This window comes from Mesorhizobium montanum, assembly GCF_033977145.1.
In the GTDB taxonomy this organism is placed as follows: domain Bacteria; phylum Pseudomonadota; class Alphaproteobacteria; order Rhizobiales; family Rhizobiaceae; genus Mesorhizobium; species Mesorhizobium montanum.
Map to the genome: position 1 here is coordinate 131,557 of NZ_JAVIJF010000008.1, position 25,415 is coordinate 156,971.

General features: G+C 63.5%; 34 protein-coding genes. 16 read left to right on the plus strand and 18 right to left on the minus strand.

Annotation, left to right across the window (positions count from 1 at the left end):
• Positions 1–50: 50 nt before the first annotated feature.
• The 3 genes from RFM68_RS13005 to RFM68_RS13015 all read right to left on the minus strand — a co-directional run bounded on the left by RFM68_RS13005 (position 51) and on the right by RFM68_RS13015 (position 2,576).
• Positions 51–1,490 (minus strand): GMC oxidoreductase, encoded by a 1,440-nt coding sequence (locus RFM68_RS13005; RefSeq protein ID WP_320233374.1) that lies wholly within the window; start codon positions 1,488–1,490, stop codon positions 51–53.
• Positions 1,487–1,642 carry a hypothetical protein gene (locus tag RFM68_RS13010; protein WP_320233375.1) on the minus strand — a complete coding sequence of 52 codons (156 nt, stop codon included), beginning with the start codon at positions 1,640–1,642 and terminating at the stop codon, positions 1,487–1,489. The genes RFM68_RS13005 and RFM68_RS13010 overlap by 4 nt, the downstream gene beginning before the upstream one ends.
• A 172-nt stretch (positions 1,643–1,814) precedes the next feature.
• Positions 1,815–2,576: a GGDEF domain-containing protein gene (locus tag RFM68_RS13015; protein ID WP_320233376.1), complete on the minus strand. Its 762-nt coding sequence runs from the start codon at positions 2,574–2,576 to the stop codon at positions 1,815–1,817.
• A gap of 150 nt (positions 2,577–2,726) precedes the next feature.
• Between RFM68_RS13015 and RFM68_RS13020 the strand changes: the two genes are divergently transcribed.
• Positions 2,727–3,434, plus strand: a complete 708-nt coding sequence (locus RFM68_RS13020) for a pyrimidine 5'-nucleotidase (RefSeq protein ID WP_320233377.1) — start codon at positions 2,727–2,729, stop codon at positions 3,432–3,434.
• A gap of 65 nt (positions 3,435–3,499) precedes the next feature.
• Here the strand turns inward: RFM68_RS13020 and RFM68_RS13025 are convergent, their stop codons facing one another.
• The 3 genes from RFM68_RS13025 to RFM68_RS13035 form a co-directional block, all read right to left on the minus strand.
• The gene (locus RFM68_RS13025) at positions 3,500–3,961 is read right to left on the minus strand and encodes a hypothetical protein (RefSeq protein WP_320233378.1); all 462 of its coding nucleotides are present in this window, start codon (positions 3,959–3,961) and stop codon (positions 3,500–3,502) included.
• Positions 3,958–4,413, minus strand: a complete 456-nt coding sequence (locus RFM68_RS13030; protein WP_320233379.1) for a hypothetical protein — start codon at positions 4,411–4,413, stop codon at positions 3,958–3,960. Before RFM68_RS13030 ends, RFM68_RS13025 begins: the two co-directional genes overlap by 4 nt.
• Before the next feature lie 198 nt (positions 4,414–4,611).
• Positions 4,612–5,028, minus strand: a complete 417-nt coding sequence (locus tag RFM68_RS13035; protein WP_320233380.1) for a hypothetical protein — start codon at positions 5,026–5,028, stop codon at positions 4,612–4,614.
• 295 nt (positions 5,029–5,323) lie between these two features.
• On the opposite strand from RFM68_RS13035, the gene RFM68_RS13040 reads away from it, so the two are divergent.
• Both RFM68_RS13040 and RFM68_RS13045 read left to right on the plus strand, forming a co-directional pair.
• Positions 5,324–5,986, plus strand: a complete 663-nt coding sequence (locus RFM68_RS13040; protein WP_320233381.1) for a sensor histidine kinase — start codon at positions 5,324–5,326, stop codon at positions 5,984–5,986.
• 300 nt (positions 5,987–6,286) lie between these two features.
• Positions 6,287–6,910 carry a response regulator gene (locus RFM68_RS13045; protein ID WP_320233382.1) on the plus strand — a complete coding sequence of 208 codons (624 nt, stop codon included), beginning with the start codon at positions 6,287–6,289 and terminating at the stop codon, positions 6,908–6,910.
• 30 nt (positions 6,911–6,940) lie between these two features.
• Here the strand turns inward: RFM68_RS13045 and RFM68_RS13050 are convergent, their stop codons facing one another.
• The gene (locus tag RFM68_RS13050; protein WP_320233383.1) at positions 6,941–7,780 is read right to left on the minus strand and encodes an LOG family protein; all 840 of its coding nucleotides are present in this window, start codon (positions 7,778–7,780) and stop codon (positions 6,941–6,943) included.
• Positions 7,781–7,924: 144 nt separating this feature from the next.
• Here RFM68_RS13050 and dapD point away from each other — a divergent pair, with 144 nt between their 5' ends.
• The 3 genes from dapD to RFM68_RS13065 are packed head-to-tail and all read left to right on the plus strand — an operon-like array spanning position 7,925 to position 9,884.
• Positions 7,925–8,779 (plus strand): 2,3,4,5-tetrahydropyridine-2,6-dicarboxylate N-succinyltransferase, encoded by an 855-nt coding sequence (gene dapD / locus RFM68_RS13055; RefSeq protein ID WP_320233384.1) that lies wholly within the window; start codon positions 7,925–7,927, stop codon positions 8,777–8,779.
• Between the two features lie 24 nt (positions 8,780–8,803).
• Positions 8,804–9,175: a DUF805 domain-containing protein gene (locus RFM68_RS13060; RefSeq protein WP_320233385.1), complete on the plus strand. Its 372-nt coding sequence runs from the start codon at positions 8,804–8,806 to the stop codon at positions 9,173–9,175.
• A gap of 7 nt (positions 9,176–9,182) precedes the next feature.
• Positions 9,183–9,884 (plus strand): hypothetical protein, encoded by a 702-nt coding sequence (locus RFM68_RS13065; RefSeq protein WP_320233386.1) that lies wholly within the window; start codon positions 9,183–9,185, stop codon positions 9,882–9,884.
• A 97-nt stretch (positions 9,885–9,981) separates the two neighbouring features.
• On the opposite strand, the gene RFM68_RS13070 is transcribed toward RFM68_RS13065, so the two are convergent.
• Positions 9,982–11,016 carry a 2-dehydropantoate 2-reductase gene (locus RFM68_RS13070; protein WP_320233387.1) on the minus strand — a complete coding sequence of 345 codons (1,035 nt, stop codon included), beginning with the start codon at positions 11,014–11,016 and terminating at the stop codon, positions 9,982–9,984.
• 174 nt (positions 11,017–11,190) lie between these two features.
• Here RFM68_RS13070 and dapE point away from each other — a divergent pair, with 174 nt between their 5' ends.
• The 4 genes from dapE (at position 11,191) to RFM68_RS13090 (ending at position 13,692) form a co-directional block, all read left to right on the plus strand.
• Positions 11,191–12,390: a succinyl-diaminopimelate desuccinylase gene (gene dapE / locus RFM68_RS13075; RefSeq protein WP_320233388.1), complete on the plus strand. Its 1,200-nt coding sequence runs from the start codon at positions 11,191–11,193 to the stop codon at positions 12,388–12,390.
• Between the two features lie 2 nt (positions 12,391–12,392).
• Positions 12,393–12,998: a transporter gene (locus tag RFM68_RS13080; protein ID WP_320233509.1), complete on the plus strand. Its 606-nt coding sequence runs from the start codon at positions 12,393–12,395 to the stop codon at positions 12,996–12,998.
• 101 nt (positions 12,999–13,099) lie between these two features.
• Positions 13,100–13,369, plus strand: a complete 270-nt coding sequence (locus tag RFM68_RS13085; protein ID WP_320233389.1) for a type II toxin-antitoxin system ParD family antitoxin — start codon at positions 13,100–13,102, stop codon at positions 13,367–13,369.
• 8 nt (positions 13,370–13,377) lie between these two features.
• Positions 13,378–13,692, plus strand: a complete 315-nt coding sequence (locus RFM68_RS13090; protein WP_320233390.1) for a type II toxin-antitoxin system RelE/ParE family toxin — start codon at positions 13,378–13,380, stop codon at positions 13,690–13,692.
• Between the two features lie 12 nt (positions 13,693–13,704).
• On the opposite strand, the gene truA is transcribed toward RFM68_RS13090, so the two are convergent.
• The 6 genes from truA to def all read right to left on the minus strand — a co-directional run bounded on the left by truA (position 13,705) and on the right by def (position 17,274).
• Positions 13,705–14,460, minus strand: a complete 756-nt coding sequence (truA, locus tag RFM68_RS13095) for a tRNA pseudouridine(38-40) synthase TruA (RefSeq protein ID WP_320233391.1) — start codon at positions 14,458–14,460, stop codon at positions 13,705–13,707.
• 24 nt (positions 14,461–14,484) lie between these two features.
• Positions 14,485–14,991, minus strand: coding sequence for a GNAT family N-acetyltransferase (locus tag RFM68_RS13100; RefSeq protein ID WP_320233392.1), 507 nt, complete (start codon positions 14,989–14,991; stop codon positions 14,485–14,487).
• Positions 14,988–15,923 (minus strand): methionyl-tRNA formyltransferase, encoded by a 936-nt coding sequence (gene fmt, locus RFM68_RS13105; RefSeq protein WP_320233393.1) that lies wholly within the window; start codon positions 15,921–15,923, stop codon positions 14,988–14,990. Before fmt ends, RFM68_RS13100 begins: the two co-directional genes overlap by 4 nt.
• Positions 15,924–15,958: 35 nt before the next feature.
• On the minus strand, positions 15,959–16,384 hold the full coding sequence (locus RFM68_RS13110) for a type II toxin-antitoxin system VapC family toxin (protein WP_320233394.1): 426 nt from the start codon (positions 16,382–16,384) through the stop codon (positions 15,959–15,961).
• Positions 16,381–16,668, minus strand: coding sequence for a plasmid stabilization protein (locus RFM68_RS13115; protein ID WP_320233395.1), 288 nt, complete (start codon positions 16,666–16,668; stop codon positions 16,381–16,383). The genes RFM68_RS13110 and RFM68_RS13115 overlap by 4 nt, the downstream gene beginning before the upstream one ends.
• A gap of 75 nt (positions 16,669–16,743) precedes the next feature.
• Entirely contained in the window at positions 16,744–17,274 is a 531-nt protein-coding gene (gene def / locus RFM68_RS13120) for a peptide deformylase (RefSeq protein ID WP_320233396.1), read from the minus strand.
• A gap of 104 nt (positions 17,275–17,378) precedes the next feature.
• Here def and RFM68_RS13125 point away from each other — a divergent pair, with 104 nt between their 5' ends.
• Complete coding sequence (locus RFM68_RS13125) at positions 17,379–18,626, plus strand: DNA recombination protein RmuC (RefSeq protein ID WP_320233397.1); 1,248 nt, start codon at positions 17,379–17,381, stop codon at positions 18,624–18,626.
• Between the two features lie 257 nt (positions 18,627–18,883).
• Here the strand turns inward: RFM68_RS13125 and RFM68_RS13130 are convergent, their stop codons facing one another.
• From RFM68_RS13130 to RFM68_RS13140, 3 genes are all read right to left on the minus strand, one after another.
• On the minus strand, positions 18,884–19,288 hold the full coding sequence (locus tag RFM68_RS13130; protein WP_320233398.1) for a GFA family protein: 405 nt from the start codon (positions 19,286–19,288) through the stop codon (positions 18,884–18,886).
• Between the two features lie 35 nt (positions 19,289–19,323).
• Positions 19,324–20,283 (minus strand): cation diffusion facilitator family transporter, encoded by a 960-nt coding sequence (locus RFM68_RS13135; protein ID WP_320233399.1) that lies wholly within the window; start codon positions 20,281–20,283, stop codon positions 19,324–19,326.
• A 112-nt stretch (positions 20,284–20,395) separates the two neighbouring features.
• Positions 20,396–21,205, minus strand: a complete 810-nt coding sequence (locus RFM68_RS13140) for a transglutaminase-like domain-containing protein (protein ID WP_320233400.1) — start codon at positions 21,203–21,205, stop codon at positions 20,396–20,398.
• A gap of 213 nt (positions 21,206–21,418) precedes the next feature.
• Here RFM68_RS13140 and RFM68_RS13145 point away from each other — a divergent pair, with 213 nt between their 5' ends.
• Together RFM68_RS13145 and sugE are read left to right on the plus strand one after the other, a co-directional pair.
• Complete coding sequence (locus tag RFM68_RS13145) at positions 21,419–21,544, plus strand: hypothetical protein (RefSeq protein WP_081294138.1); 126 nt, start codon at positions 21,419–21,421, stop codon at positions 21,542–21,544.
• A gap of 182 nt (positions 21,545–21,726) precedes the next feature.
• A complete protein-coding gene (gene sugE / locus RFM68_RS13150) occupies positions 21,727–22,041 on the plus strand; it encodes a quaternary ammonium compound efflux SMR transporter SugE (protein ID WP_320233401.1) in 315 nt (104 codons plus the stop codon).
• A 93-nt stretch (positions 22,042–22,134) separates the two neighbouring features.
• Here sugE and RFM68_RS13155 read toward each other — a convergent pair whose 3' ends face one another.
• Positions 22,135–22,563: a DUF6481 family protein gene (locus tag RFM68_RS13155; protein ID WP_320233402.1), complete on the minus strand. Its 429-nt coding sequence runs from the start codon at positions 22,561–22,563 to the stop codon at positions 22,135–22,137.
• A 209-nt stretch (positions 22,564–22,772) separates the two neighbouring features.
• Here RFM68_RS13155 and RFM68_RS13160 point away from each other — a divergent pair, with 209 nt between their 5' ends.
• The 3 genes from RFM68_RS13160 to RFM68_RS13170 all read left to right on the plus strand — a co-directional run bounded on the left by RFM68_RS13160 (position 22,773) and on the right by RFM68_RS13170 (position 25,415).
• A complete protein-coding gene (locus RFM68_RS13160) occupies positions 22,773–23,834 on the plus strand; it encodes an LLM class flavin-dependent oxidoreductase (protein ID WP_320233403.1) in 1,062 nt (353 codons plus the stop codon).
• Between the two features lie 104 nt (positions 23,835–23,938).
• Positions 23,939–25,105: an AI-2E family transporter gene (locus RFM68_RS13165; protein WP_320233404.1), complete on the plus strand. Its 1,167-nt coding sequence runs from the start codon at positions 23,939–23,941 to the stop codon at positions 25,103–25,105.
• Positions 25,106–25,190: 85 nt separating this feature from the next.
• Positions 25,191–25,415 carry a hypothetical protein gene (locus tag RFM68_RS13170; RefSeq protein ID WP_320233405.1) on the plus strand — a complete coding sequence of 75 codons (225 nt, stop codon included), beginning with the start codon at positions 25,191–25,193 and terminating at the stop codon, positions 25,413–25,415.

A 25,415-nucleotide genomic window follows, 5' to 3' on the forward strand; every position in this document is an offset into this window, starting at 1 on the left:
ACGGCGGCGGTGGCCAATCCAGGTGCCGGCGCCGTCTGCTTTTCGAGAGTTCAGACGGTGATCACCTTGCCGAGATGCTCGCCCAGCCGGCAGGCGAGCGCGGTGATGGTGGTGGTCGGGTTGCACTGGCCGGAAGTGCAGAATACCGAGGAGCCGCCGATATAGAGATTGTCCATGCCATGCACCTTGCAATTGGCGTCGACGACGCTCTTCAAGACATCGCTGCCCATGCGGGTGCCGCCCATATGGTGGTGGCCGGCCGTTTCCTCATTGGTCGGGTAATCGGCGCCATTGCCGATCCAGTCGTCGATGCGGACGCGGCCGAGATTCTTCTGCGCCAGCGTGGTGCCGAAAAGCTTCAGGCCTTCGAGCAGCGTGCGGCGCTCGAGCGGCGACTTCTTCCAGTGCAGTTCGATGCGCGGCACGCCGGCATGGTCGACATCGGCTTTCGACAGCTGGATCCGGTTGGAGGCAAGCGGCGCCTGCTCCCAGGCGACGTAAAGCTGAGCAGCGCAATGCAGCCTCTGGTCCAACTGGGAGGACATCCACTCCGCCATGTTGGGCGCCGTGCAGGCGAGGTCGGCGATCAGCTTCTTGACATTGGGATAAGGGCTCTCGATCAGGCGGATGCCGAAATTCATGATCTGCAGCCGCTCCATCGCCGCCGGCGTCGGCGAGAAGAAGGCTTCGTTCGAAGCGTCGACCTCGAACTCCGAGTAATTGGCGAGGATGGCGTTGCCGCCCTCGAAGGTCGGATGCTCCATCCAGTAGCGGCCGAGCGCGGTGGCGTTCGGCACCACGCCGCCATTCGAACGCTGGTTCGACCACAACAGCAGCCGCGAGTTCTCCAGCCCGCCGGTGCAGGTGACGAAATAGTCCGCCGCGAAGGTGCCGGCGTCCTGCCCGTTCGACCAGAGTTTCGCGCCGGTGACGCGCTTGCCGTCGCCGGCGAGCTCGGTTGCGTAGGTGTTGAGCACGACGGCGATGTTCGTGCTCTTGTCGAGCTCGTCGGCGAACTTCTCGCCGAAGCGCACGGCGGGGCTCTTGATCAATTGGACCCAGCGGATGTCGTCCGAAACCGGCACATCGGGGCGGAAGGCCGGAAGCTCGAGGATATCGTGGACTTCACCGAGATAGGGCTCGATGTCGGCGCGGCTGATCGGCCAGCCGGTGTCCGGAGCCCATGCCTTGGACTCGAAATCCTGGCTGTCGAGCACGCGGCACCAGCCGGCCCAGTGGTTGGACGAGCCACCCATGAAGCGCAACCTGGTGATGTCGAGGTCGAAATAGAAATCGCCGACGGTCTTGCCGCGGTAGAAATCCTGCGACTCGTCGCTGAATTCGCGCGAGCCTGCCTCGATGACGACGACCGGAACGCCGGCGGCGCCGAGCTTCCTGGCGATCGTCGTGCCGGCCGGGCCGGAACCGAGAATGCAGGCCCTGGGTCTGAAGCCGACCTGCTTATAGGCCTCGTAGCTGTCGAAGATCATGCAAGGTCGCTCCGCCGCAGGATCCAGCCATTGATCTCGACGATCTCATCGGCGTCGACCACGGCTGGCTGGTTGCGCAACAGCGACAGCGCGGGCAGGGCCATCAGCGCCTGCACGATCGCGCGGCGCGACATTCTTTTCATGAAGCTCATGACACGTCTCTCGATAGGAACCCCGATCCACGCATGCCGTCCCTGAACGGCACACATGCCGCCGAGAAGGCCAATTCCGTGCCAAACCCAGGTGAAAACGGCGTTACACGAGGACGTTTAGCGCGGTTGAATATGGACATGGTTAAGGCTTTCCTAACGCCCGCGGCGAGCTTCATGCCGCTTCCGGAAGTTCGCGGTCGAGGATCGAAAGATTGCGGCCGCGATTCTTCGCCTCGTAGAGCCTGCGATCGGCGGCGCGCATCAAATCGGAAACGGCGGCGCTCTCGCGGCAGGTTATGCCGCCGATCGAGACAGTGAGCGGCACGGTGCGCTCATCGACAGGGCGGAAACGGATCAGCTCGACCTCGCGGCGGATGCGTTCGGCGATATGCTTGGCCTCCGGCTCGCCGGCGCCGACCAGGAAAGCCGCGAATTCCTCGCCGCCGATGCGGCCAAGCACGTCACCGCTGCGAATGCCGCGCTCGATGGCGCCGGCAATCAGAAGCAGCGCCTCGTCTCCCGTCAAATGACCGTAGCTGTCATTGATCCTCTTGAAGTGGTCGGCGTCGATGATGAGCAGCGCGCCGCGATCGCTCTTGCGCCGCGAACCGTCGAGCACGGCAAAGAAGGTTTCGCGGTTGAGCATGCCGGTCATGTCGTCGCGGCTCGCCTTTTCCGACAGGCGCCTGTGCGCGGCGGCGAGTTGCGCGTGGGCGCGGGCAAGCTGGCGATGTGCATTCTGCAACCGGTCGCTATGCCAGAAGCTGCCGGCGCTGGCAGCCCAGGCGAGCACCAGCGGGCAAACCGTCGACGCCAGCCAGACGGCGCGGCTCATCGGAAAGCCCATTGCCGGAACTATAATCAGCGTCAACAACAGCGAGGCGGCGACCGAAGCGAACGCTACGGCAGCGGCTCTCAGGAATATGCGACTCATCACTTGCTCCCAACGGATAGCCTCTGTGCCAGCAAGCGTTAAAGGCGACCTTTCCGGGACTTTTAAAATTTGAAGTGAGACGCCATTTTCGCACTTCGTGACGCGTATAAGTTGTGGATAAGTTCTGCGTCGGCATGCCATAAGAAACCCATGACAACGACACCCGATCGCGCCCGCTTTGCCCATGTCACGGATTGGGTGTTCGACCTCGACAACACGCTCTATCCGCACCACTCGAACCTGTTCGCGCAGATCGACGTCAAGATGACCGCCTATGTCGGCGAGCTGCTGACTCTTTCGCGCGATGAGGCGCGCAAGCTGCAGAAGGAGCTCTACCTGGAATACGGCACGACGCTGAACGGGCTGATGAAGCGGCACGGCATCGATCCCGACGATTTTCTCGAGAAGGTGCACGATATCGACTATTCGAGGCTGGTGCCGGATCCGGTGCTGGGCGCTGCGATCCGCCAGCTTCCCGGGCGCAAATTCATCTTCACCAACGGCGACCGCAGGCATGCCGAACGCACCGCGCGCCAGCTCGGCATATTGGAGCATTTCGACGCCATCTTCGACATCGTCGCGGCGGGACTTAATCCCAAGCCGGAGCGCCAGACCTATGAGCGTTTCGCCGAATTGCACTCCGTGACCGGCCACAATGCGGTGATGTTCGAGGATCTGGCGCGCAATCTGGCCGTGCCGAAAACGCTCGGCATGACGACCGTGCTGGTGGTGCCGCGCAATTTCGAACCGACCTTTTCGGAGATCTGGGAACGCGACCCGGCAAATGAGGACGACGTCGATTTCGTCACTGATGATCTTGCCGGTTTCCTGACCGCGATCGTCGAAGTCATGGCCTGAACCAACTCCAGATTGCCGGCGCGCCACCCGGAGGGTTCGGCGATCGTGTGAAACGCCGAGCCGCTTCAGTCGAAGTCCGGAACCGTGCCGGGCGGCAGCCGGCCATTCAAGTCCTTCAGGAACCGGCACCAGGCCGGAGTGCCTCCGGCTCCCTTGCCGTTACCGTTGCCGTCCGACGAGTAGCCGTTGCCGAAGCCGTTGCCGCAATTGGCGTTGCCGTTGAAGTTGCCGCCATTGAAGTTGCCGCTGAAGCTCCCGGCATTGCCGTTGCCGTTGAAATTGCCGCGATTGCCGTTGCCGTTGAAGTTGCCGGAATTCCCGTTGCCGTTGAAACTGCCGGAGTTGCCAAGGCCATTGGCGACACCGGAACCGATTGGCAGGTCGGCAACCCTGACCAGGGTCGAGGCGTCGGCAACCAGCATCGCTGCAAGCAGCGTGCCGATCGCAAAGCCGTTTCCGTCAAGCAGCCTAGCGGCCGCCCGGCGCTTGCGGGGCCGAGGCGACCCGGATGATTTCAGGCTGGTCATCGGTGGTTTCCCAGGCCGTTGCCGTTGCCGTTGAAGGCGCCGACATTGCCGTTGCCGTTGAACGAGCCGCCGTTGAAATTGCCGTTGCCGGCCCCGATGTTGCCGTTGCCGTCATATTCGCCGGTGTTGCCGTTGCCGTTGAACGAGCCGATATTGCCGTTGCCGCTGGTCGAAGACGTGTTGTCGTTGCCGTTGAACGCGCCGACATTGCCGGTACCGCTGTTGAAGGCACCTACATTGCCGCTGCCGCTGTTCTTGTAGCCGACATTGCCGCCCAGGCTGCCGAGCGGGTTCATGCTCCTGACGTTCGAACCGATATACTGGCCGTACTGGCCGGCGGTTTGCTGGACGCGGGACATGCTGAAGGCCTGGCTGCCCGTCGTGGTGTCGGCCCTCGCCGCGGTTGCGCTCAACAGCGCGAGGCACAGTGCCGCTATGACACACCGTTTCATGTGCGAACTCCTTCCATGGCTTTTGCTTGAAAAGGGACTTCTGCTCGGAAAGGCACTCTCTCTGCTTGGAAAAGGACTGGGACCGCCGACGCATGTCGCGATAGCCTTGCGCGGGGGACGGGCGCGTGGCTCGGCGGTCCCAGAGACGTCAGCGTCTTTTCAAGTCAAAGCTTGGCGACGCCGGCGGTTTGGACGGTGCTACTGGTTGGCGTTGCCATTGCCGTTGCCGTTGCCGATACCAGCGTTGCCGTTACCGTTGACATTGCCGTTTCCGACGCCCCAGTTCCCGTTGCCGTTCAGGTTGCCGTTGCCGAGGCCGAAGTTGCCGTTGCCGTTGGCGTTGCCGTTGGCGATGCCGGCATTGAGGTTGCCGTTATAGTTGCCGTTGAAGGCGCCCATGTTGGCATTGCCGTTGCCATTGCCGTTGCCGAACCCGAAATTGCCATTGCCGTTGAAGTTGCCGTTGAAGGCGCCGGTATTGGCATTGCCGTTGCCATTGCCGTTGCCGACGCCGACATTGCCGTTGCCGTTACCGTTACCGCTACCGATGGACACTGCGGATGCCGTGCCAGTCAGAGCCGCCAGGACAGCCGCGGCCAGGATGATCTTTCTCATGACGTTCTCCTTGGTTTGCGTTGAGCTTCCCGGCCAGTTCAAGATGACCGGGAGGACGCTTGAAGGATGCACGCAGAAATAGCGCCGATACATTCGGGTTGATCGGCAGGTGTCGTCGGTTTTTTTGCTGATCCCCGTGTCAGGAAAAGTTGAAGTAATCGGGAAAAAACTGACAGGCACAACCGCATCAGCAGGGTGTATATTGTGCAGACATTCATGCCTTTTCTCGCCGACCCGCAGGTGACTTGCGACCCCCGCGACGGCAATGGGAAGAGAAGGGTTGATGTGGGTGGGTATGACCACAGGCAAGGACGATAAGGCCCTGCGCCGTAGGCTGGCGCGGCGTTTGATTGTCGTTCAAGAAGAGCAGCGCCTGCGCTGGTCGCGCGAGTTGCATGACGACCTGGGCCAGATACTGGCCAGCATCGCGCTCGAATTGCACATCGTTCGCGCCGACTCGCATGAGATGGACACTCGTCTCGCGCGCGCCGCGATGCTTATCGACCAACTGAGCGCCAGGGTGCATGACGCCGCCTGGAGCCTTAGACCAGCGGATCTCGATCGTCTCGGCCTGCGAGCCTCGGTCGAGGACTTGGCCAGCGTGCTTTGCGGCCAGCTCGGTATTCCATGCGAGATGGATCTCGAAGCCCTTTCAAGCCCGCTGCCCGCCGAAATCGCGCTCACGCTTTACCGAATTGCGCAGGAGGCGCTCACCAACATCGGCAAGCATGCCGCGCCGAGCCGCGTAAGCGTGACTGCGCACGTTCAGGACGATCGGTTGCGCCTGGCAATCGAGGATGATGGCAGCGGCTTCGACGGCACCGCCGAGCCTGGCCCGGGCCATTTGGGACTTGCCGGAATGAAAGAGCGACTTGCGCTGGTGGGTGGCAAATTGTCGATTGAAACCGCCGGGGGCAAGGGGACCACCCTTTACGCCGATGTGCCGCTGACCGGCTGATTGACGGGTTCTCACCTACAGCAATGTGACAAACTGGAAACGGCGTCTTCATGTTACGTAAGGGTTAAGTGAAGCGCCGCACATCCCGGACTTTAGTCCCGGCTTACAGTCCGGGCATCAGGGTTAGGCGGGGGATGGCTTTGCCCGCTACGGCCGCCTCACGGCTTGCCGAGACAGACGGGCGTCCCGCATGAGGCGGGGCAGTTGCCTAGACCATCAAGGACAAGAGGGGCTCTTCCAGGTGAAGGGCTTTTTCATCGACTGATGGAGGTTTTAAAGGTGTGCTGCAGGCGGATATTTGTGGTTGACGACCACCCGATCATCCTTTCCGGGGTCGGGGCGATGATCAACAGCCAGGACGATCTGACAATTGTCGGGCTGGCCGGGAATGCCGACGACGCCCTTGAAGGGATCGGCAAGACGCTGCCCGATGTCGCCGTGATCGACATATCGCTCCCGGGCGTCAACGGGGTCACGCTGATCGAACGGCTCGGCGAGCGCTTTCCCGAAGTCAGCTGCATCGCGCTGACGGCGCATGAGGATCCCGGCTGCCTGCGCCAGGTGCTTGCGGCCGGCGGGCGCGGCTTCGTGGTCAAGCGGTCGACCGCAACGGATCTGCTGCAGGCCATCCGATGCGTGCTGGCCGGTGACAACTATGTCGATCCGGCGCTTGCGGCACGCCTGCTGAGCCCACGCAGCGCCTCACAGGGCGATCCAGGCAATCTCAGCGAACGGGAGCGGTCGGTGATCCGGCTGGTGGCGCTTGGCTACAGCAACAAGGAAATCTCGTCCCGGCTCAACCTCAGCATAAAGACCATCGAAACCTATCGCACCAGGGCAACCGAGAAGCTCGAGCTGCGCACACGGGCGGCCATCGTGCGCTTCGCGCACTCGAATGGCTGGCTGGTCGAGCTGCCGGTGTGAGCAGGCGGCCGGTCTGTCGCCTGACCGGCTCTAGAACTTGTAGAAGCGTCGGATGATGTCCCAGGCTTCCTCGGCGGTATCGACGAAATCGATGATGTCCTGATCGCCGGGCGAGATCGTGCCCTGCTCGGCGAGGAAATCGAGGTCGATCGCCCTTTGCCAGAACGCCTTGCCGAACAGGATCACCGGCACGCGCTCCATCCGCCCCGTCTGGATGAGCGTCAGCGTCTCGAAGAATTCGTCCATTGTGCCGAAGCCGCCCGGAAACACCGCGACCGCCTTGGCGCGCATGACGAAATGCATCTTGCGGATGGCAAAGTAGTGAAAGTTGAAACAGAGCTCCGGCGTGACATAGGCGTTGGGCGCCTGCTCGTGCGGCAGCACGATGTTCAAGCCTATCGACGGCGCGCCGACATCGTCGGCGCCGCGGTTACCCGCCTCCATGACGCCGGGCCCGCCGCCGGTGACGACGACGTACTCACGGTAATAGGAGGTGGCCGACTGCAACGAGCACAGCCGGGCGAATTTGCGCGCTTCCTCGTAATATTTGCTGTTGGCCTCGAGGTTCTTCTTCTGCGTCTCGTTCTTGGCCGCCCAGGCCTCGCCGCCGGGCTCGGGCAGGCGGGCGCCGCCGAACAGGATCACGGTCGAGCGGATGCCGCGTTCGGCCAGGATCATTTCCGGCTTCAGCAGTTCGAGCTGCAGCCGCACGGCGCGCAATTCGCGCCGCGTCATGAAGTCGGGGTCGTTCCAGGCCAGCCGGTAGGTTTCGGCGCGTGTCTGCGGCGTATCCGGCACACTTTTCGAGCGCTCCAGGTCCTCGTCCGAATGCGGCAGCGGCGTCCACCCTGCCTTTTCCATGGGAGTCATCGAATCCACCCGTCCAATTCCCTTACTTGCGCCGTCCCGTGACGCAGGCGCGATTGACCCCCATTGAGCCTTAACATAGGGTCCGCGCGACTTTTAAACAGGTTAAGGCGCAGCCCCTTAACAGCTTGGTAATGGAGCGAAATCATGTCGAAGCCCGATCTGGCGAGCCTCGAAAAGACCGTCGAGAAGGCCTTCGAGGAGCGCGACACGATTTCGACCGCGACGCGCGGCGAGACGCGCGAGGCCATCCAGTCGGCGCTCGACCTGCTCGATCGCGGTGTCGTGCGTGTCGCCGAGCGGCGCGATGACGGCAAGTGGCACGTCAACCAATGGCTGAAGAAGGCGGTGCTGCTCTCCTTCCGGCTGAATCCGATGGAGATCATCAAGGGCGGCCCCGGTCAGGCGGTATGGTGGGACAAGGTGCCGTCGAAGTTCGACGGCTGGAGCGCCGTCGATTTCGAGAAGGCCGGTTTCCGCGCCGTGCCTTCGTCGATCGTGCGCCGCTCGGCCTATGTCGCGCCGGGCGCCGTGCTGATGCCGTCCTTCGTCAATGTCGGCGCCTATGTCGATTCGGGCACCATGGTCGACACCTGGGCCTCGGTCGGCTCCTGCGCCCAGATTGGCAAGAACGTCCATCTTTCCGGCGGCGTCGGCATCGGCGGCGTGCTGGAGCCGATGCAGGCCGGCCCGACCATCATCGAGGACAATTGCTTCATCGGCGCGCGCTCGGAAGTGGTCGAAGGCTGCATCGTGCGCGAAGGCTCGGTGCTCGGCATGGGCGTCTTCATCGGGCAGTCGACCAAGATCGTCGACCGCGCCACGGGCGAGGTCTTCTATGGCGAAGTGCCGGCGAATTCCGTCGTCGTCGCCGGCTCGATGCCGGGCAAGGCCTTTCCGAACAACGAGCCGGGCCCGGGCCTCTACTGCGCCGTCATCGTCAAGCGGGTCGACGCCAAGACCCGCTCCAAGACCTCGATCAACGAATTGCTGCGCGATTGATCCTCCACAGCGGAGCGGACGCCATTGTCTGAAAGATCGCAATTCCTCTGGCTGTTCTTCAGCCTTTCGGGGCGGCTGAGCCCGGTCGCGTATGCGCTGGCCGGGATCCTGCTTGTGCTTGTCCAGTTTTTCCCTTTTTACCAGTTCGCGCGGGTTGAACTGAACACTTCGGCCAGCCAGAACTGGGCCATGATATGCTGGGGCGTGCTGCTGATCTCGGCCTGGGCCACGTTCGCGGTGACGGCAAAGCGCTTCCATGATTTCGGCAAGCCAACCTATTTTGCGCTGATCTCGCTGGTCATCGGTCCCATCCTGCTCGTCATCCTCGCCTGTTTCCGCAGCGATCCCGGACCGAACCGCTTCGGCAGGCGCACCAACGCGCCGAGCGATTCCTGAAACCGCCATGCGCTACCGCACGCTCGATCCGCAATTGATCATCGAGACCGCCGAAAGGCTGGAGGTGCGGGTCGGCGATCGTTTTCCGGAAGCCGACCTGCGCGGCGTCGCCGCCGAGCTGGTGTCGCTGTCGCGCGATCTGGCGAAGGCCGCCAAGGAGCTGGAGGCGCCGATCTGGTGGCTACGCGGTGTCATCGCCGCGGCCTTCATCGCCGGCGTGGCGATGTTCCTGTTCGTCGGCACCATCCTGCCGCTCGACCGCATTTCGGGCGCCGACGACGCCGTGCAGTCGATGCAAGGCATCGAGGCGACGATCAACACCGTCATCCTCGCCGTGCTCGGGCTGCTGGCGCTGATCCGCACCGAGGAGCGGATCAAGCGCAAGAAGGTCTTCCGGCAATTGCACGGGCTGCGCTCGCTGATCCATGTCATCGACATGCATCAGCTGACCAAGGACCCGGCGACGCTGTCTGCCGATTTCAAGCCGACCTCGCACTCGCCGATCCGCATCACCAACGCGGCCGATCTCGCGCGCTATCTCGACTATTGCTCGGAAATGCTGTCGATCACCGGCAAGATCGCGGCGCTGTTCGCGCAGTCGGTCAACGACGATGTCGTCGTCAATGGCGTCAATGATATCGAGAACCTGGCCTCCAACCTGTCGCGCAAGATCTGGCAGAAGATCACGCTGATCGAGGACCGCCGTTAGAGCGGTTCATCGTTCAAGGAAACGACAAGCCGCCCTTTCTCTTCGTTTGATGCAATTCCGAACGGCGGCTACGGCGAAGTCGCCGAACCCAACCGCTTCACACTTTTCCCGCAATTGCTTCTACCTTGTCCGGCGTCAGCTTCGGCGGACCGCACTTTTCCGTTTCGGCCTGACGCACCAGCGCCGTGACGCGTTGGTTTATCGGTGTCGGGGTGCCCGTTTGCTTCGCCAGGCGAATGACGGCGCCCTGCAATTCGTCGATCTCGGTCGGACGGCCGCGCTTCAGGTCGTCCCACATCGACGAGCGCGCTTCGGGGTCGATCGCCAGCATGCGCCGCGCCAACAGGTCGAACAGCCAGTCGGGGAGCCGCAGCACTTTCGGCAGCAGCGCCGGCGGCAGGCCGGTAATGCGCGCCGGCGCAATGCCCGCCGCCTTCATGGCGGCGAGCGCCTCGTCGATCTGAGCGGCCAGGATGAGGCGCCAGCTTCGGTTCGCCAGTTGCCTCGCCAGCGGCAGGTCGGAGAGCGCCACCAGCGCGTTGTTGAGGTTCATCAGGAGCTTGCTCCACTGCACCGCCTTCATGTCGGCGCGTGCTTCGACGGCAAGCCCGTCGACGTTGAGCAGATCGACAAGGCCGTCGACGCCGTCATCGATCATCACCTCGCCCTGGCTGGCGCGATGCACACGAAACGGCACCTCGCCGTCCGGCGACTGGACGACGTTGAACATCACCATGCCGGTCAGCACCCGGCGGCCGCGGAGCCCGGCGCGCAGCCGGTCGGCATTGTCGACGCCGTTCTGCAGGCTGACAACCACGGCATCCGAACGCCCGTGAACGGCGACCAGCTTCGCCATGTCCTCGGTCCCGCCGCTTTTCACGGTCACCAGGATGACATCCGCCTCGTGCAGCGCGGTGACCGGATCGTCGGTGGCCGCGATCGCTTGCGCCTCGACGCGGCGGTCGCGGCCGTCGAGATCGCTGACGCGGAGGCCGCCTTGGCGCATGGCCTCGACGATGCGGCCGCGGCCGAGGAAAACCACCTTGCGTCCGGCAAGCGCCAGGCAACCGCCGACATAGCAACCGATGCTGCCGGCGCCGGCTATCGCAATGGTCCTTGCTTCACTGGCCATGCATTCGTCCCTGCTTGCCTCGCAACTTGCTATAGTGCGCGTCGTTCTCCCGGAACCGCTGCACACTTCCGGGCGACATGCATTTATACGCCATGAAAACCATATTGTCGGCGGCATGACCGGCGATCATCTGCCACCGTGACACGACAAACGCTTTCGACTATCGCTTTGCCCATGACATTGCCGACAGACCCCGCCGCGAACCTTGCCGCCCTGATCCGCTGTCCTTCCGTGACGCCCGCCGAAGGCGGCGCGCTTGCCGCGCTGGAGGACATGCTGAAGCCGCTCGGCTTTTCGGTCGAACGGCCGGTCTTCTCGGAAGACGGCACGCCGGACATCGAAAACCTCCATGCGCGTCGCTCGGGCAACGGCCCGCATCTGATGTTTGCCGGCCATACCGATGTCGTGCCGGTGGGCGACGAGGCGGCCTGGACGCATCCGCCCTTCGCCGCCGAAATCGCCAATGGCGAGATGTATGGCCGTGGCGCCGTCGACATGAAGGGCGGCATTGCCTGCTTCGTCGCCGCGGTGGCGCGCCATGTCGAAAAAAACGGCGGTCCGAAAGGCTCTGTCTCCCTCCTCATCACCGGCGACGAGGAGGGACCGGCGATCAACGGCACCGCCAAGCTGCTCGACTGGGCGGCGGCCAAGCGCGAGAAGTGGGACGCCTCGATCGTCGGCGAGCCGACCAATCCCGATGCGCTCGGCGACATGATCAAGATCGGCCGGCGGGGCTCGCTGTCGGGCAGCGTGACCGTGAACGGACGCCAGGGCCATGCCGCCTATCCGCAGCTTGCCGACAACCCGGTGCGCGGGCTGATGGGCCTGGTCGATGCGCTGCTCTATCCGGTGTTCGACAAGGGAACGAAGGATTTCCAGCCGACCAACCTCGAAGTGACGTCGATCGATGTCGGCAACCCGGCGACCAACGTCATCCCGGCCAAGGCGACGGCCATTTTCAACATCCGCTTCAACGACACCTGGGATGCAGAATCGGTCCAGGCCGAGATCCACAACCGGCTCGACCAGGCGGCAGGGCGCAAGAAATACCGGCCGGGCAAGAAGACGCCGGTCGACTACGAGCTTGTCTGGCGCGACCGGCCGAGCCACGTCTTCCTTACCCGCGACGACAGACTGATCGATACGCTGAGCAGTTCGATCAAGGCGGTGGTCGGCAAGACGCCGGTGCTCTCCACCTCCGGCGGCACGTCGGATGCGCGCTTCATCAAGGATTATTGCCCGGTGGTCGAGTTCGGGCTGGTCGGCAAGACCATGCATATGGTGGACGAGCGCGTCGCCCTTGCCGATCTCGAGACGCTGACGCAAATCTATGAACGCTTTATCGAAGACTGGTTCGGACAAGGCCTTTCGTGACCATGCTTTCGGCGGACGAAACCTACGCTTCGCTGGCCGGCGCCTGGCGGCTGATGTTCGGCAAGGCCGACGGCCTGCGCCTGCTCGACCTTTCGGCGGACGGTTTCTGGAATTCCTTCTTCGCCATTATCGTGGCGGCGCCGGCGCTGATCGTCGGCTGGGTCGGGATTGCCAATGAGATCGGCGACCCCGATGCCTTCGCCGGGCGCCTCGGCATGCTGATCCGGCTGGCAACCGTCGATATCGGCTCCTGGGTGCTGCCGCTGGTGGCGCTTGCGCTGGTCGCCCCGCGTGCCGGCATCGGCGGCCGCTTTGTCCACTATGTCGTTGCTTCCAACTGGACCTCGGCGATCACAGCCTGGCTGATGCTGCCCTCGGCGCTGCTCAGACTTTTCCTTCCCTCCACCAGCCAGTTCAGCAGCCTGGCGTCGCTGCTTTTGTTCGCGCTGTCGATGGTGCTGACCTGGCGCATGACCAATGCATCGATCGGCAAGGGCGCCGCCGTGGGCACCGCCGTCTTTGTCGGCATGTTCATTACCTCGCTGCTCGTCCTGTTCGGCCTGCAGGCGCTGCTCGGCATCGACTTCCCGGACAGATCGACGGGCTGATCTTGCCCGACTCACGACCTCTTTCAATTTGTGGCCGGAATGGTATGTTGTGGCCGGAATGGTATGATAATTTCATACCCTCTCTTCGCGCAGGGAAAGACATGTCCGCCACCGAAAAACGCACGTTCAGCCTGCCGGCGGAGCAAGCCGCCTTCATCGACCGGCTCGTCCGCTCGGGCACCTATGCAACCAGCAGCGAAGTCATCCGCGCCGGGCTTCGCGCACTGCAGGAGCGCGACGCCGCGGTAGAGCGTTGGCTCCGCGAGGAGGTCGCTCCGACCTATGATGCGTGGAAGGCAAATCCCGACAAAGGCATTTCGCCAGAGGAAATGGCCGAACGGGCACGTAAGCGCCACGAGACCCATTCGTAGAAGAAACCATGAAGCGTCGGACCGTCATCTACACGCTGGATGCCGGCGACGATCTCGATCGCATCCACACCTTCATTGCGGAAGCCAGCAGCCCCGCCATAGCGGACCGCTACGACAGTCGCGTACGGGCGTTCTGCGAGCGCCTCGAACATGGTTCCGAGCGCGGCACACGCCGTGATGATGTGCGGCCGGACCTTCGCGTCGTCGGATTTGAGCGCCGGGTAACCGTTGCATTCGTCGTGGAGCCTGAGCGGGTCGTGATTCTGCGCCTGTTCTATGGCGGAGCGAATTGGTCGGAACTTGCTGAAGACGACGCCAGCTGATCGACGCGTCCTTCAGACGGCTTCCAGATAATCCACCCCGACAAGAAACAACCCATCCGGCGGGGCTACCTGGCCGCAGGCGGCGCGGTCGCGTGCTTCGAGCGCCGCCTTGAGATCGGCTGCGCCCCAGGAGCCGTCGCCGACGCGCCGCAAGGAGCCCACCATCGAGCGCACCTGGTTGTGCAGGAAAGAGCGCGCCGAGGTCCGCACCTCGATGAGGTCGCCATTGCGGCTGACGTCGAGGCGATCCAGCGTGCGGACCGGGCTTTCGGCCTGGCACTGGGTGGAGCGGAAGGTGGTGAAGTCATGCCGCCCGAGCAGCACTTTGGCCGCCTCGTGCATGGCCTCGGCATCGAGATGCTTCGGCACCCACCACACCTTGCCCTTCTCCAGCGCCGAAGGCCCGCGACGGTTGAGGATGCGGTAGAGATAGTGACGGCCGGTGGCGGAAAAGCGCGCGTCGAAGCCGTCGGCGACGACGCCCGCCTTGAGGATGGCGACACGCGCGCCGGCCGCCTGCAGATGCGCGTTCACGGCGTCGCGCACCTTGTCGCCCGGCCAGTCCCTGGCCAGGTCGACATGCGCCACCTGGGCGGTGGCGTGCACGCCGGCATCGGTGCGGCCGGCGGCACGCAACCTTACCGCTTCGCCGCAGAATTTTTCGATCGCCTGCTCGATCGCCTGCTGCACCGAGGGCTGGTCGGCCTGATGCTGCCAGCCGGCGAACTGGCTGCCGTCATATTCGATATCGAGCCGAAAACGCGGCATGTTCTGCGGTTGGTTCGCGCTCGCCTAGGCGGCGAGCGCGGTGAAGGCCGAGGCGTAGACCAGCTTGCCGGTCTCGGGCACGTCGCCCCAGGCCAGAGCCTGCAGCGCCTCGCCCTGATACTCGCTCTCGTACCTTGCCGCGCGGGCATGGGTATAGCCGAAGCGGCCGTAATAGACCGGATCGCCCAGAACCACGGCCAGCGTCTCGCCGGCTCCCTTGAGGCGGACATGCGCCTCGCGGATCAGTGCGCCGCCGATGCCCGTGCCATGGAAGGACGGCTCGACCGCGAGCGGCGCCAGCGCGACTGCCCCGAAACTCTTGCCGCCATTCTGCACGTAAAGCCTGGAAAACAGGATGTGGCCGACGACCTGGCCGTCTTCCTCGGCAACCAGTTCGACGACGGCATCGCCGCCGGTGACCAGCGCGTCGACCAGGCCGGCTTCCGCCTGCTGGCCAAAGGCATGTTCTTCGACGAGACGGATCGCCTCGCGATCCCGCGGCGTCGCCGCGCGTATCGACATCATGCTCATTTGAGTTTCATTCCTTTTTCGATCTTGGCGCCGCGCAAAAACTCCTGCGCGGCGGCTGGCTTTCCGCCCGCCCGTTGAACTTCGACCAGCCTGACCGCGCCTGCCCCGCAGGCGACCGTCAGCCGGTCATCGAGAATTCCTCCCGACTCGCCGACGCCATCAAAGAGCGTCGAGCGAAGCAGTTTCAGCCGCTCTATGCGGCCGCCAATGTCGACCTCGCACCACGCGCCCGGAAAGGGCGAGAGGCCGCGAATGTGATTGTGGACTTCGCCAGAAGGCCGCGTCCAGTCTACGCGTGTCTCCGATTTATCGATCTTTCGGGCGTAGGTCACCCCTTCCGTCGCCTGCAGGGCAAATGTCAGACAATTTATCCCCAGCCGCGTCAGCGCTTCCACCATCAGGGAGGCGCCCATGCCCATCAAGCGGTCATGCAATTCGCCGGCAGTCATATCGGGTGCGATGGCGCATTTTTCAACCATTGCCACCGGGCCGGTGTCCAAACCCTCTTCCATCTTCATGACCATCATGCCGGTTTCGGCATCGCCGGCCATGATGGCGCGCTGGATGGGAGCAGCACCGCGCCAGCGCGGCAAAAGCGAGGCATGGCCGTTGAGACAGCCGAGCCTTGTCGCCTCGAGAACCGCTTTCGGCAGGAGCAGGCCATAGGCGACGACCACGGCGGCGTCGGCCTGCAAGGCGGCGAAGGCCCGCTGCTCGGCCTCGCCCTTCAGCGATATCGGCGTGCGCACTTCGAGGCCAAGCCGCTCGGCCTCGCGCTGCACCGGCGAGGGCGTCAGTTCCAGCCCGCGCCGGCCGGCGGCGCGCGGCGGCTGCGTGTAGACGGCCACGATCTCGTGGCCGGCCCCGGCGACGGCGCGCAAGATCGGCACGGAAAAATCCGGGGTGCCCATGAAGATGACGCGAAGCGGCATTTTTCTTCCGATCTGTCCGTGCCCTGCTCGTTCGCTCAGGCGTCTGCTTCAAACGGGTTTACGAGTTTGAGTTCGAGCCCGTCGAAGTCGCGAACATTGCGCGTCGCCAGCGTCGCATCATGCGCCAGACAGATCGCGGCGATCATCGCGTCAGGCAGGCTCATTGGGCGGCCCATTCGTTCGCGCATGGCCCGTAGCTTGCTGGCGAGACGAGGGGCGGAGCCAGCAAACTCCGCAATGCGACCGGCAAACTGATGGGAGATCAGATGATCCAGGACACGGATGTAACGATCAGACCCAGTCCTGTTCAGGAATCTTTCCGCGCCAAAAGATTGCTCCATGATAACCGGGCCGCACACGTAAAGTTCGAGAACGTCCTGTTTGCGAAGCCATTCGGCAACAACCGGATCGGGCGCCGGCTTGCCGGCTTCGGAAATTACGTTGGTGTCGAGGACGATCACTCGAAATCCTCGACCGGGCGACCAAAGTCACGTTTCCTTTCCGCTTCGATTTCGTCCATTATCGCTACGAACGTCTCGTCGGTGGCGTTTTCAGCGACGAATGCCGAGCGGATCGCATCCCAAGCCGAAACGCCCCGCTCAGGCGTAGCCTCTTTTTCCGCAACGATACCTTTGCGCAAAAGATCGATGGCTTTGCCTGACAGGCTCTGGCCGCCCTTGCGAGCAGCTTGCTCAATTTCCCGCTTCAAAGGTTCGGGAATGCCTCGGATCAGCATGTCGCCCATTAGCGTTTCTCCGCCTTTGATATCAGCGATATCATACTAAGAGCTTGCGCTCAAGGCAGCGAGTTCAGGCGGATGTCAGCCTACCATCTTGCCCGGCGCCTTGTCCTTGGCGAGCTTCTTGAACTTCCTCACCACCATGTCGCGCTTCAGCTTCGAGATGTGGTCGATGAACAGCACGCCGTTGAGATGATCGATCTCGTGCTGCAGGCAGGTGGCCATCAGGCCTTCCGCCTGCATCTCCTGCAATTTGCCGTCGCGGTCGAGATATTTCACCCGCACGGAAGCCGGGCGCTCGACCTCGGCATAATAGTCGGGGATCGACAGGCAGCCTTCCTCATAGACCGAACGCTGGTCGGCGCTTTCGAGAATCTCCGGATTGATGACGACATGCGGCTGAGGCGGTTCGCCTTCCTTGGCAAGGTCGATGACCAATAGCCGCCGCGGCTCGCCGACCTGGATCGCCGCAAGGCCGATGCCCGGCGCGTCATACATGGTTTCCAGCATGTCGTCGGCAAGCTTGCGCAGGTCGGCATCGACGCGCTCCACCGGCTTGGAAACCTGGCGCAGGATGGGATCGGGAAGGATGATGAGCGGCTTGATCGACATGGCGTCTCACCTAAGACGTCGTTGGAAAAGCGTCAACCAGTGCGGAATTGACCTGTTCACGTTTTGATCTGTGCCACGAGGCCGAATCGGTTATGCTGCCCCTCATGAACGACATGACCTCCATCCTTTCGCAACCGGTCGCGCGGCTCGGCGCCACCACGATCACGCTCGGCCAGGCGCTGGGTTTCGGCGCAATGTTGCTGGTGGCGCTGTTTCTGGCGTTGGCCGTCGCCTTGTGGCGCGCGGCCAATGGGCGCGCGGTGGCCGCGGCCGAGGCGGCTGATCATGCCCGCGACACCGAGGCGCGGATGGCCGATATCCTGCAAAGCCAGGCCGAGATGCAGGGGCGCATGGGCGCGATCGCCGAAGTGTTCGGCGCCAGGCAGGCCGAGCTCACCCAGTCGCTGGGACAACGGCTCGATGCCATGACCGGCCGCCTCGGCCAGACGATGACCGAGCAGACCAAGTCGACGCACGAAAGCCTGGCCAAGCTGCAGGAGCGGCTGGCGGTGATCGACACCGCGCAGGGCAACATCCAGTCGCTAGCCGGCCAGGTCGTGCAGCTGCAGGCGATCCTCTCCAACAAGCAGACGCGCGGCGCCTTCGGCCAGTCGCGCATGGAGGCAATCATCGCCGACGGCCTGCCGCACGGCGCCTATGAATTCCAGGCAGGCCTTTCGAACGGCAGCCGGCCCGACTGCCTGGTACGGATGCCCAATAGCGCGCCTTCGCTTGCCATCGACGCCAAGTTCCCGCTGGAAGCCTGGAACGCCATCCGCGCCGCCGAGGGCGCCGACATGCAGAAGGCGGCGGCACAGGCTTTCCGGCGCGACATCGAGGTGCATGTGCGCGATATCGCCGAGAAATACCTGATCCAGGGCGAGACGCAGGACACCGCCTTCATGTTCGTGCCGTCGGAATCGGTATTCGCCGAGATCCACGAGAATTTCGAGGCGGTGGTGCAGAAGGCGCACCGGGCGCGGGTCATCATCGTCTCGCCGTCGCTGCTGATGCTGTCGATCCAGGTCATCCAGGCGATCCTCAAGGATGCCCGCATGCGCGAGCAGGCGCATCTGATCCAGGGCGAGGTCATCCGGCTGATGGAGGATGTGGCGCGGGTCGACGAGCGGGTGCGCCGGCTGCAGACGCATTTCGGCCAGGCGACCAAGGACATCGACGACATCCTCGTCTCGACGTCGAAGGTGACCAAACGCGGCCAGAAGATCGAGGCGCTGGAATTCGCGGAGGGTGAGGCCGAGCCGCCACGCGATGGTGCGGCCAAGGCCGAAGCGCGCGTGGCCGATTCGAAGACGGGCCAGTTACGATTGCGGGTTGTTGAGGGCGACGACTAGGCCGGTTCTCGCGCATCAGCGATTGACCGAAGCTTCGCCTTCATCATCCTAGGGCGGAGCAAGGAGCGAAGCGACGCGCGCAGACCCTAGGATCCATTCCGTGAGGCTAAGGCGATGCGGGGGCTCAGAATTTTGCTCCGCCGCATCCTTTGGCATCAGTCACGGCATGGATCCTCGGGTCAAGCCCGAGGATGACGAAGGGAGGGGAGGCGTCGCCAATCTTCGCGGTTGCTCTACGGACTACCGGCGAGCGATCCCTACTGCTCCTCGACGATCCTCGTCCCCTCGAACTCCGGCAGCCAGTGCAGCGCCGAGCGGTGCCAGTACTGCGTCCTCGGCACCAACTGGTCGCGCTGCCGCGCCGTACCGACCCTGATGCCATAGACCTTCGGCCCGTCGCCGACCGAGGTGGCGTAGAGGTGTGAGCCGCAATCGCCGCAAAAGCCCTGCGCCCGCTTCGCGCCGGTCGATCCGGTCTTGATATAGACCTTCGGCTCGCCTTTGGTGATGCGGTAGTCCTCCTCCGGCACCCGCACCGAGACGCGAAACGCCGTCCCGGTCAGTTGCTGGCAATCCGTGCAGTGGCAGATCGAGGTCTTTTCCGGATCGACCTCCGCCTCGTATGTGATAGCGTCGCAATGGCATCCGCCGTCGATCTTCATCGGTCTTCCTCCTGACAATTTCGCTGCTTCAGAACCTAATCCTCCTCGGAAGCCTCGGCGATGGCCTTGCGCCGCTGCTCCCATGTGCCAGTGGTCTGCGGCTTGACGAAAAGCCTGATGATCTGCGGCATCTCCTTCTTCAACCGTGCTTCCAGGCGCTCGACACAGGCTTCGATCTCGGGCGCGGTGAGATGGTCCTCGAACTCGATGCTCAAGCCCGCAACGATCTCTTCCGGGCCGATATGGACGCTCAATATGCCGTTCGCCCGCTGCACGGCCGGATCCTGCTGGGCGATGGCCAGCACCTGCTCCTGGACCTCCGGCGAGGCCGGCTCGCCCAGCAGCAGGCTCTTGCTTTCCCGCGCCAGGAAGATCGCCGTGGTGCCCAGGATCAGCGCGATGCCGATCGAAGCGACACCGTCGAGCGCGGGCATGTCCAGGATTTCGGCCGCCAGTATGCCGGCGAAGGCGACAATCAGGCCAAGAAGGGCGGCGCTGTCCTCGAACAGCACGGTAAAGACGCTGGGATCCTTGCTTCGGTGGATGGCCTCGAACCAGCCCTGGCTGCCCTTCTGCCGGCGAAATTCCCTCAATGCCACGAGCCAGGAGCTGCCTTCGAACAGGAACGACAGGCCGAGCACGATGTAGTTGACCCTGACATTGACGACCGGTTCCGGTGCCATGATGTGGATGACGCCTTCATAGAAGGAAATGCCGGCGCCGAGCGCGAACACCAGAAGCGCTACGATAAAGCTCCAGAAATAGAGTTCGCGGCCATGGCCGAGCGGATGGGTGCGGTCGGGCGGCCGCGCGGCGCGGTGCATGCCATAGAGCAGGAGCGTGCCGTTGCCGGTGTCGACCAGAGAATGCACACCTTCCGACAGCATGGCCGAGCTACCGGTGAAGAAGGCGGCGGCGAATTTGGTCAGCGCGATCGCGAGGTTGCCGGCGAGCGCGGCGTAGATCACCCTTTTCGACCCGCCATGCCCGGCCATGATGTGTTGTCCCGTTCAGCAAACCAGTCTAACGGCCGAACAGCCGATGCTCCACAAGGTATGGCAACGCCTGAGCTGCCGGGTCGTTCAGGACAAACCGGCAAAAACCCGGTTACGCCACGATCTCGTCCGTCCACACCTTGAAGCCGGCAAGCGTGCCCGGACCGAAAATATGGGTCAGCGGCACATCCGCCGCGTCACGGCCGGAGGCAATCAGGATGCGGCCGATGCGAGGGGCGTTGTTGCGGGGGTCGAAGGCATGCCAGCGGCCGCCGAGATAGACCTCCATCCAGGCGGCGAAATCCATGCTTGCCCATGGTTTTGGCAGGCCGATGTCGCTGATGTAGCCGGTGCAGTAGCGCGTCGGGATGTTGAGCGCCCGGCAGAAGGTGACGGCAAGATGTGCGAAGTCGCGGCAGACGCCGCTCTGCTCGCGATAGGCTTCGGCGGCAGTGCGTGTCGGCCGCGCATTGCCGTAGTTGAAGACGATATGATTGTGGACGAAATCGCAGACCGCCTGGACGCGCGGAATTCCGAGCGGCGTCTGGCCGAACAACCGCCACGCCTCGCTCGCCAACAGATCGCTTTCGCAATAGCGGCTGGGCAGAAGGAACAGCAGTGTGTCGGCCGGCAAGTCGCGCACCTCATGCTGCCAGGCCATCAAGTCGCCCATCTCGAAGGTTCCAGAGTCGCGGATCACCGCGTCGGTGCCGAAGGTGAAACGGCCGGGCGGGGCGACGAAGCGATTGCACCAGTTGCCGAAACTGTCGCGATAGCTTTGAATTGGCACTGGCGGGTTTGACGTCAAAAAATCCGGACGCTCGAGATCGGAGGCGCGGGAATAATGGACGTTGAGCATCGCGATCAGCGACGTTTCCTGCGGGAAGTCGAAACTCATCTCGCAGCCGATGTGGATTCGCATTTGTCGTCCTGACCGGCCTGCCCGGCCATCGCCAGGCGAAAGCATGCCGATGCTGCAGTGCGAAGATAACCATGGCACGTACCGCCAGGATTTACGAGCAGATTAGAAACCGGTTGAAGGCGGCCGGCAGACGATAACGGCAGGCATTAACCTCTTGCGATTCCGCGTTTCTCTTGTTTCACTCAGGCTGCCCACAAATCGGAGGAGCGAATCATGGCTAAAGGTGCGATGAAGGCGGGCAAGGAAGCCCGCAAGCCGAAGAAGGACGCGAAGAAACCAGCCGCGGCCCCGGCCCTCAAGGCGCCGCCGGTCAAGGCGATGCGCATCAAGGAAAAGTAGAGCTCGGCCGCCGTTTCGGCGCAGATCTGGACCGGTGGCATGACAATGCTGCCGGTCAATTGTTGATCGGGGAACCAGGACCCGCGTATATTTACGCGGCGAGGACGACCTCGCCTCCCCGAAAAACCGGCTGGGACGACCCGCCACTTCGAACATCGGACATCCGATGTGGAGCGTTTGCGATGTCGTGGATTTTTCTTTTCTTTGCCGGCCTGTTCGAGATCGGCTGGGCGATCGGTCTCAAATATACGGACGGCTTCTCGAAGCCGCTGCCGACCGTGCTCACGGTTGCCTCGATGATCGTCAGCCTCGGCCTGCTCGGTCTGGCGCTGAAGACGCTGCCTGTCGGCACGGCCTATGCGGTATGGACCGGCATCGGCACTGTCGGCACGGCGCTGCTTGGCATCTGGCTGCTCGGCGAACCGGCGACCATCGTGCGGCTCGCCTGCATCGGCCTGGTCGTCTGCGGCATCGTCGGCCTGAAACTGGTCGCCTGAGTACATACGCGTTCAGGGCCGCTTGGGGCGACCCTGAATCATTTTCCAGCAATTCCGGACGGAAAACCGCAACGCAGTTTTCCTGGAATTGCTCTAGCGAGCGGAGAAGCCCGGAGGCGTTCTGCCGACGCGCGACTTGCGCGCGGCGTAGCGTGCATCACGCTTGGCCTTGCGCGCGGCCTCGTCGGCAAGGCTGACCGCGATGCGCTCGGCTTCCTCGGCCTCGCGGCGCCTGGCCTCTTCGGCCGCCGCCGCTTCCGCCGCAAGCCGTGCAGCCTCGGCAATCGCTTCGCGCTCGGCCCTCTCGGCCGCTTCTCGTGCCAGCTTTTCCTGCTTCAGCCTAGCCTTTTCGGCCTCACGGACAGCGCGAGCCTCGAGGATCGCCTTGCGCTCGGCCTGTCTGGCCTGCACCGCGGGATCGTCCGCCGCCGGCTTTGACTTGAAGCGCTCCAGAAGCGCCTTCTTTGCCTCGTTCGCGGCATTGCGCCGCTCGAAAATGTCTTTTTCCCTGTAGATAGCCAAGTCCACTTCCCTGAAGTCAATTCGCGACGCTTACATACGCGCGAAAACCGAGAGTTCAAGCGCCAAAACGGTATGCCAGCCATGAAAATCTGCGCTGTTGCCGCAAGGATACGGCCGGGCATCGCGATGGACTGTTCACAATCGATGCCACTGGCGGGCGGCAAGGCCGATCGCTACTTCTAGCGCCGAAACCAACCCAGGACAGCAACATGGAACTCGGTCTCTATACTTTCGCGGACGTCAGCCCGGAGCCCGGTCCCGGCGCCATCGGCCCGCATGAGCGGCTGCGCAACCTCATCGAGGAAATCGAGCTGGCCGACCAGGTCGGCCTCGACGTGTTCGGCCTCGGCGAGCATCACCGCCCCGACTACGCGGCTTCAGCGCCGGTCGTGGCGTTGGCTGCCGCGGCCGAGCGGACCAAACGCATCCGCCTTACCAGCGCAGTCACCGTGCTCTCCTCCGACGATCCGGTGCGCGTCTTCCAGCAGTTCGCGACGCTCGACCTGTTGTCCGGCGGCCGCGCGGAGATCATGGCCGGACGTGGCTCCTTCATCGAATCCTTCCCGCTGTTCGGTTACAATCTCGAGGACTATGATGAGCTCTTCGCCGAGAAGCTCGACCTGCTGCTTGCCATCCGCGACCAGGTGGAAGTGACGTGGCAGGGCAAGCTGCGCGCGCCGATCAACGGCCGCGGCGTCTATCCGCGTCCATTCCAGGAAAAACTGCCGATCTGGATCGCCATCGGCGGCACGCCGCAGTCCGCCGCCCGCGCCGGGGTGCTCGGCCTGCCGCTGGCGCTTGCCATCATCGGCGGCGAGCCGGCGCGGTTCGCGCCGCTGTTCGAGGTCTACCGCGAGGCGGCGCGCCGCGCCGGCACCGATCCGGCTTCGCTTGCCACCAGCATCAACGTGCATGGCTTCATTGCCGAGACGACGGAGCAGGCGGCCGACGACTTCTACGGACCGCAGGCCGAAGTGATGAACCGCATCGGCCGCGAGCGCGGCTGGGGCCCGACCTCGCGCGCGCATTTCGACCACGCGCGCGGCCCGAACGGCGCGCTGTTCGTCGGCAGTCCGGAGCAGGTGGCGGAAAAGATCGTTGCCCAACACAAGATCTTCAACAACGACCGCTTCCTCTTGCAGATGGCCATAGGCACCATGCCGCACGCCAAGATCATGAAGGCGATCGAGCTCTACGGCACCAAGGTGGCGCCGATCGTGCGCAAGGAGACGGCAAAGGCGGCACAAGCAGTGGCAGCACCGCTCGTCTGAGCGGCGGTCGCCGAGGGCCTTGCATGATCGCCGGCTAACGGAACCTTGGCGCGGCAAGCACGTTTCCCCGTCGATTGCACCGGTTGCGGTGCCCGAGGGAACCGATGAAAGCCGAACCGATCGCTTCGGGTGCTAGCGTAGCCGAGACCGCCGATCCGCGCGCCGGTGCGCGGGCGGACATGCGCCTGATGCGATCGCTGGTGGTCGGGATTTTCATTCTGATGACGATCGCCGCGCTCTATTTCGCCCGCTCCTTCTTCATGCCGGTGATCCTCGCCTTCCTGCTGGCACTGACGCTGACGCCGATCGTGCGCTTTCTGCGCAAGCGTGGCATTCCGGAAGTGGTTTCGGCGACGCTGCTGGTGCTGCTGTCGATCTTCATCTTCGTCAGTGCCGGCTATCTGCTCAGCGGTCCGGTCATCGACCTCATCAACAACAGCTATTCGATCGGCCAGCAACTCACCGAGCGGCTGGCGCCGTTCAGACGGCCGCTGGAACGGGTGATGGATCTCGCGCATCAGCTGGAAGCGCTGACCGAGACCTCGCAGGAGCCTGGCGTGCAGAAGGTCGCGGTGGCGCCGTCCGGCATCTTGTCCACGGCCGCCAGCAATATCCTGGAGGCGGGCACCTCGATCACCATCGTCTTCGTGCTGTCGCTGTTCCTGCTCGCCTCGGGCACGCTGTTTTACGAGAAGATCGTCCAGTCCTTCACCAGCATGACCCAGAAAAAGCGGGCGCTGCGTGTCGTCTACGACGTGGAGCGCGAGATTTCGCACTATCTGCTCACGGTCTCCGTCATCAATGCCGGCCTCGGCACAGTGATCGGCCTCGGTCTCTGGGGGTTAGGCATGCCCAATCCGCTGGTCTGGGGCGCGGCGGCGGCGCTGCTCAATTTCCTGCCCTATGTCGGCGCGCTGATGACCTTCCTGCTCGTTGCCGTCATCGCGCTGATCAGCTTCGACACGATCTCCTTTGCGCTGCTGGCGCCGGCCTTCGTGATGTTGTGCGACATCGTCGAAGGCCAGTTCGTGACGCCGATGGTGGTCGGGCGACGCCTCGAGATCAACGCGGTGGCGATCTTCATCGCCATCGCCTTCTGGTCATGGCTGTGGGGCTTCGTCGGCGCGCTGATGGCGGTGCCGCTGCTGGTCGTCATCAAGGTGTTCTGCGACCACTTCGACGGCTTGAGCCATGTCGGCAACTTCCTCGCGGCACAGCAGTCCATGGCCGTTGAGGAGGAACCTGCCGAAAACAATCACAAACCATCCTAGCGTGTGGCCCAATCGCAAGGCTTGGCCATTGTTTGCGACCTCAGTGGGCAGTGCCTATATCGGACCGGTCAAGCCGGACTTCCTTATGACCCCCATCTCCCCCGTGGCCAAAGCCACCTTCGACCTCGATGCGCTTCGCGCTGCGCAACAACCGGCTGTCGACGCATCATGCCGGCGGCCCAGCGAACAGCGCGAGATCGCGACGGCCACCGAGCTCGCCGACGTGCTGGAGCACCAAGCTCGCCATCGTCATTCCCGACCGCGCCGCCTTCGAGGTGAGGCTGCGGGAAAACACATCGTGGAGACCTGA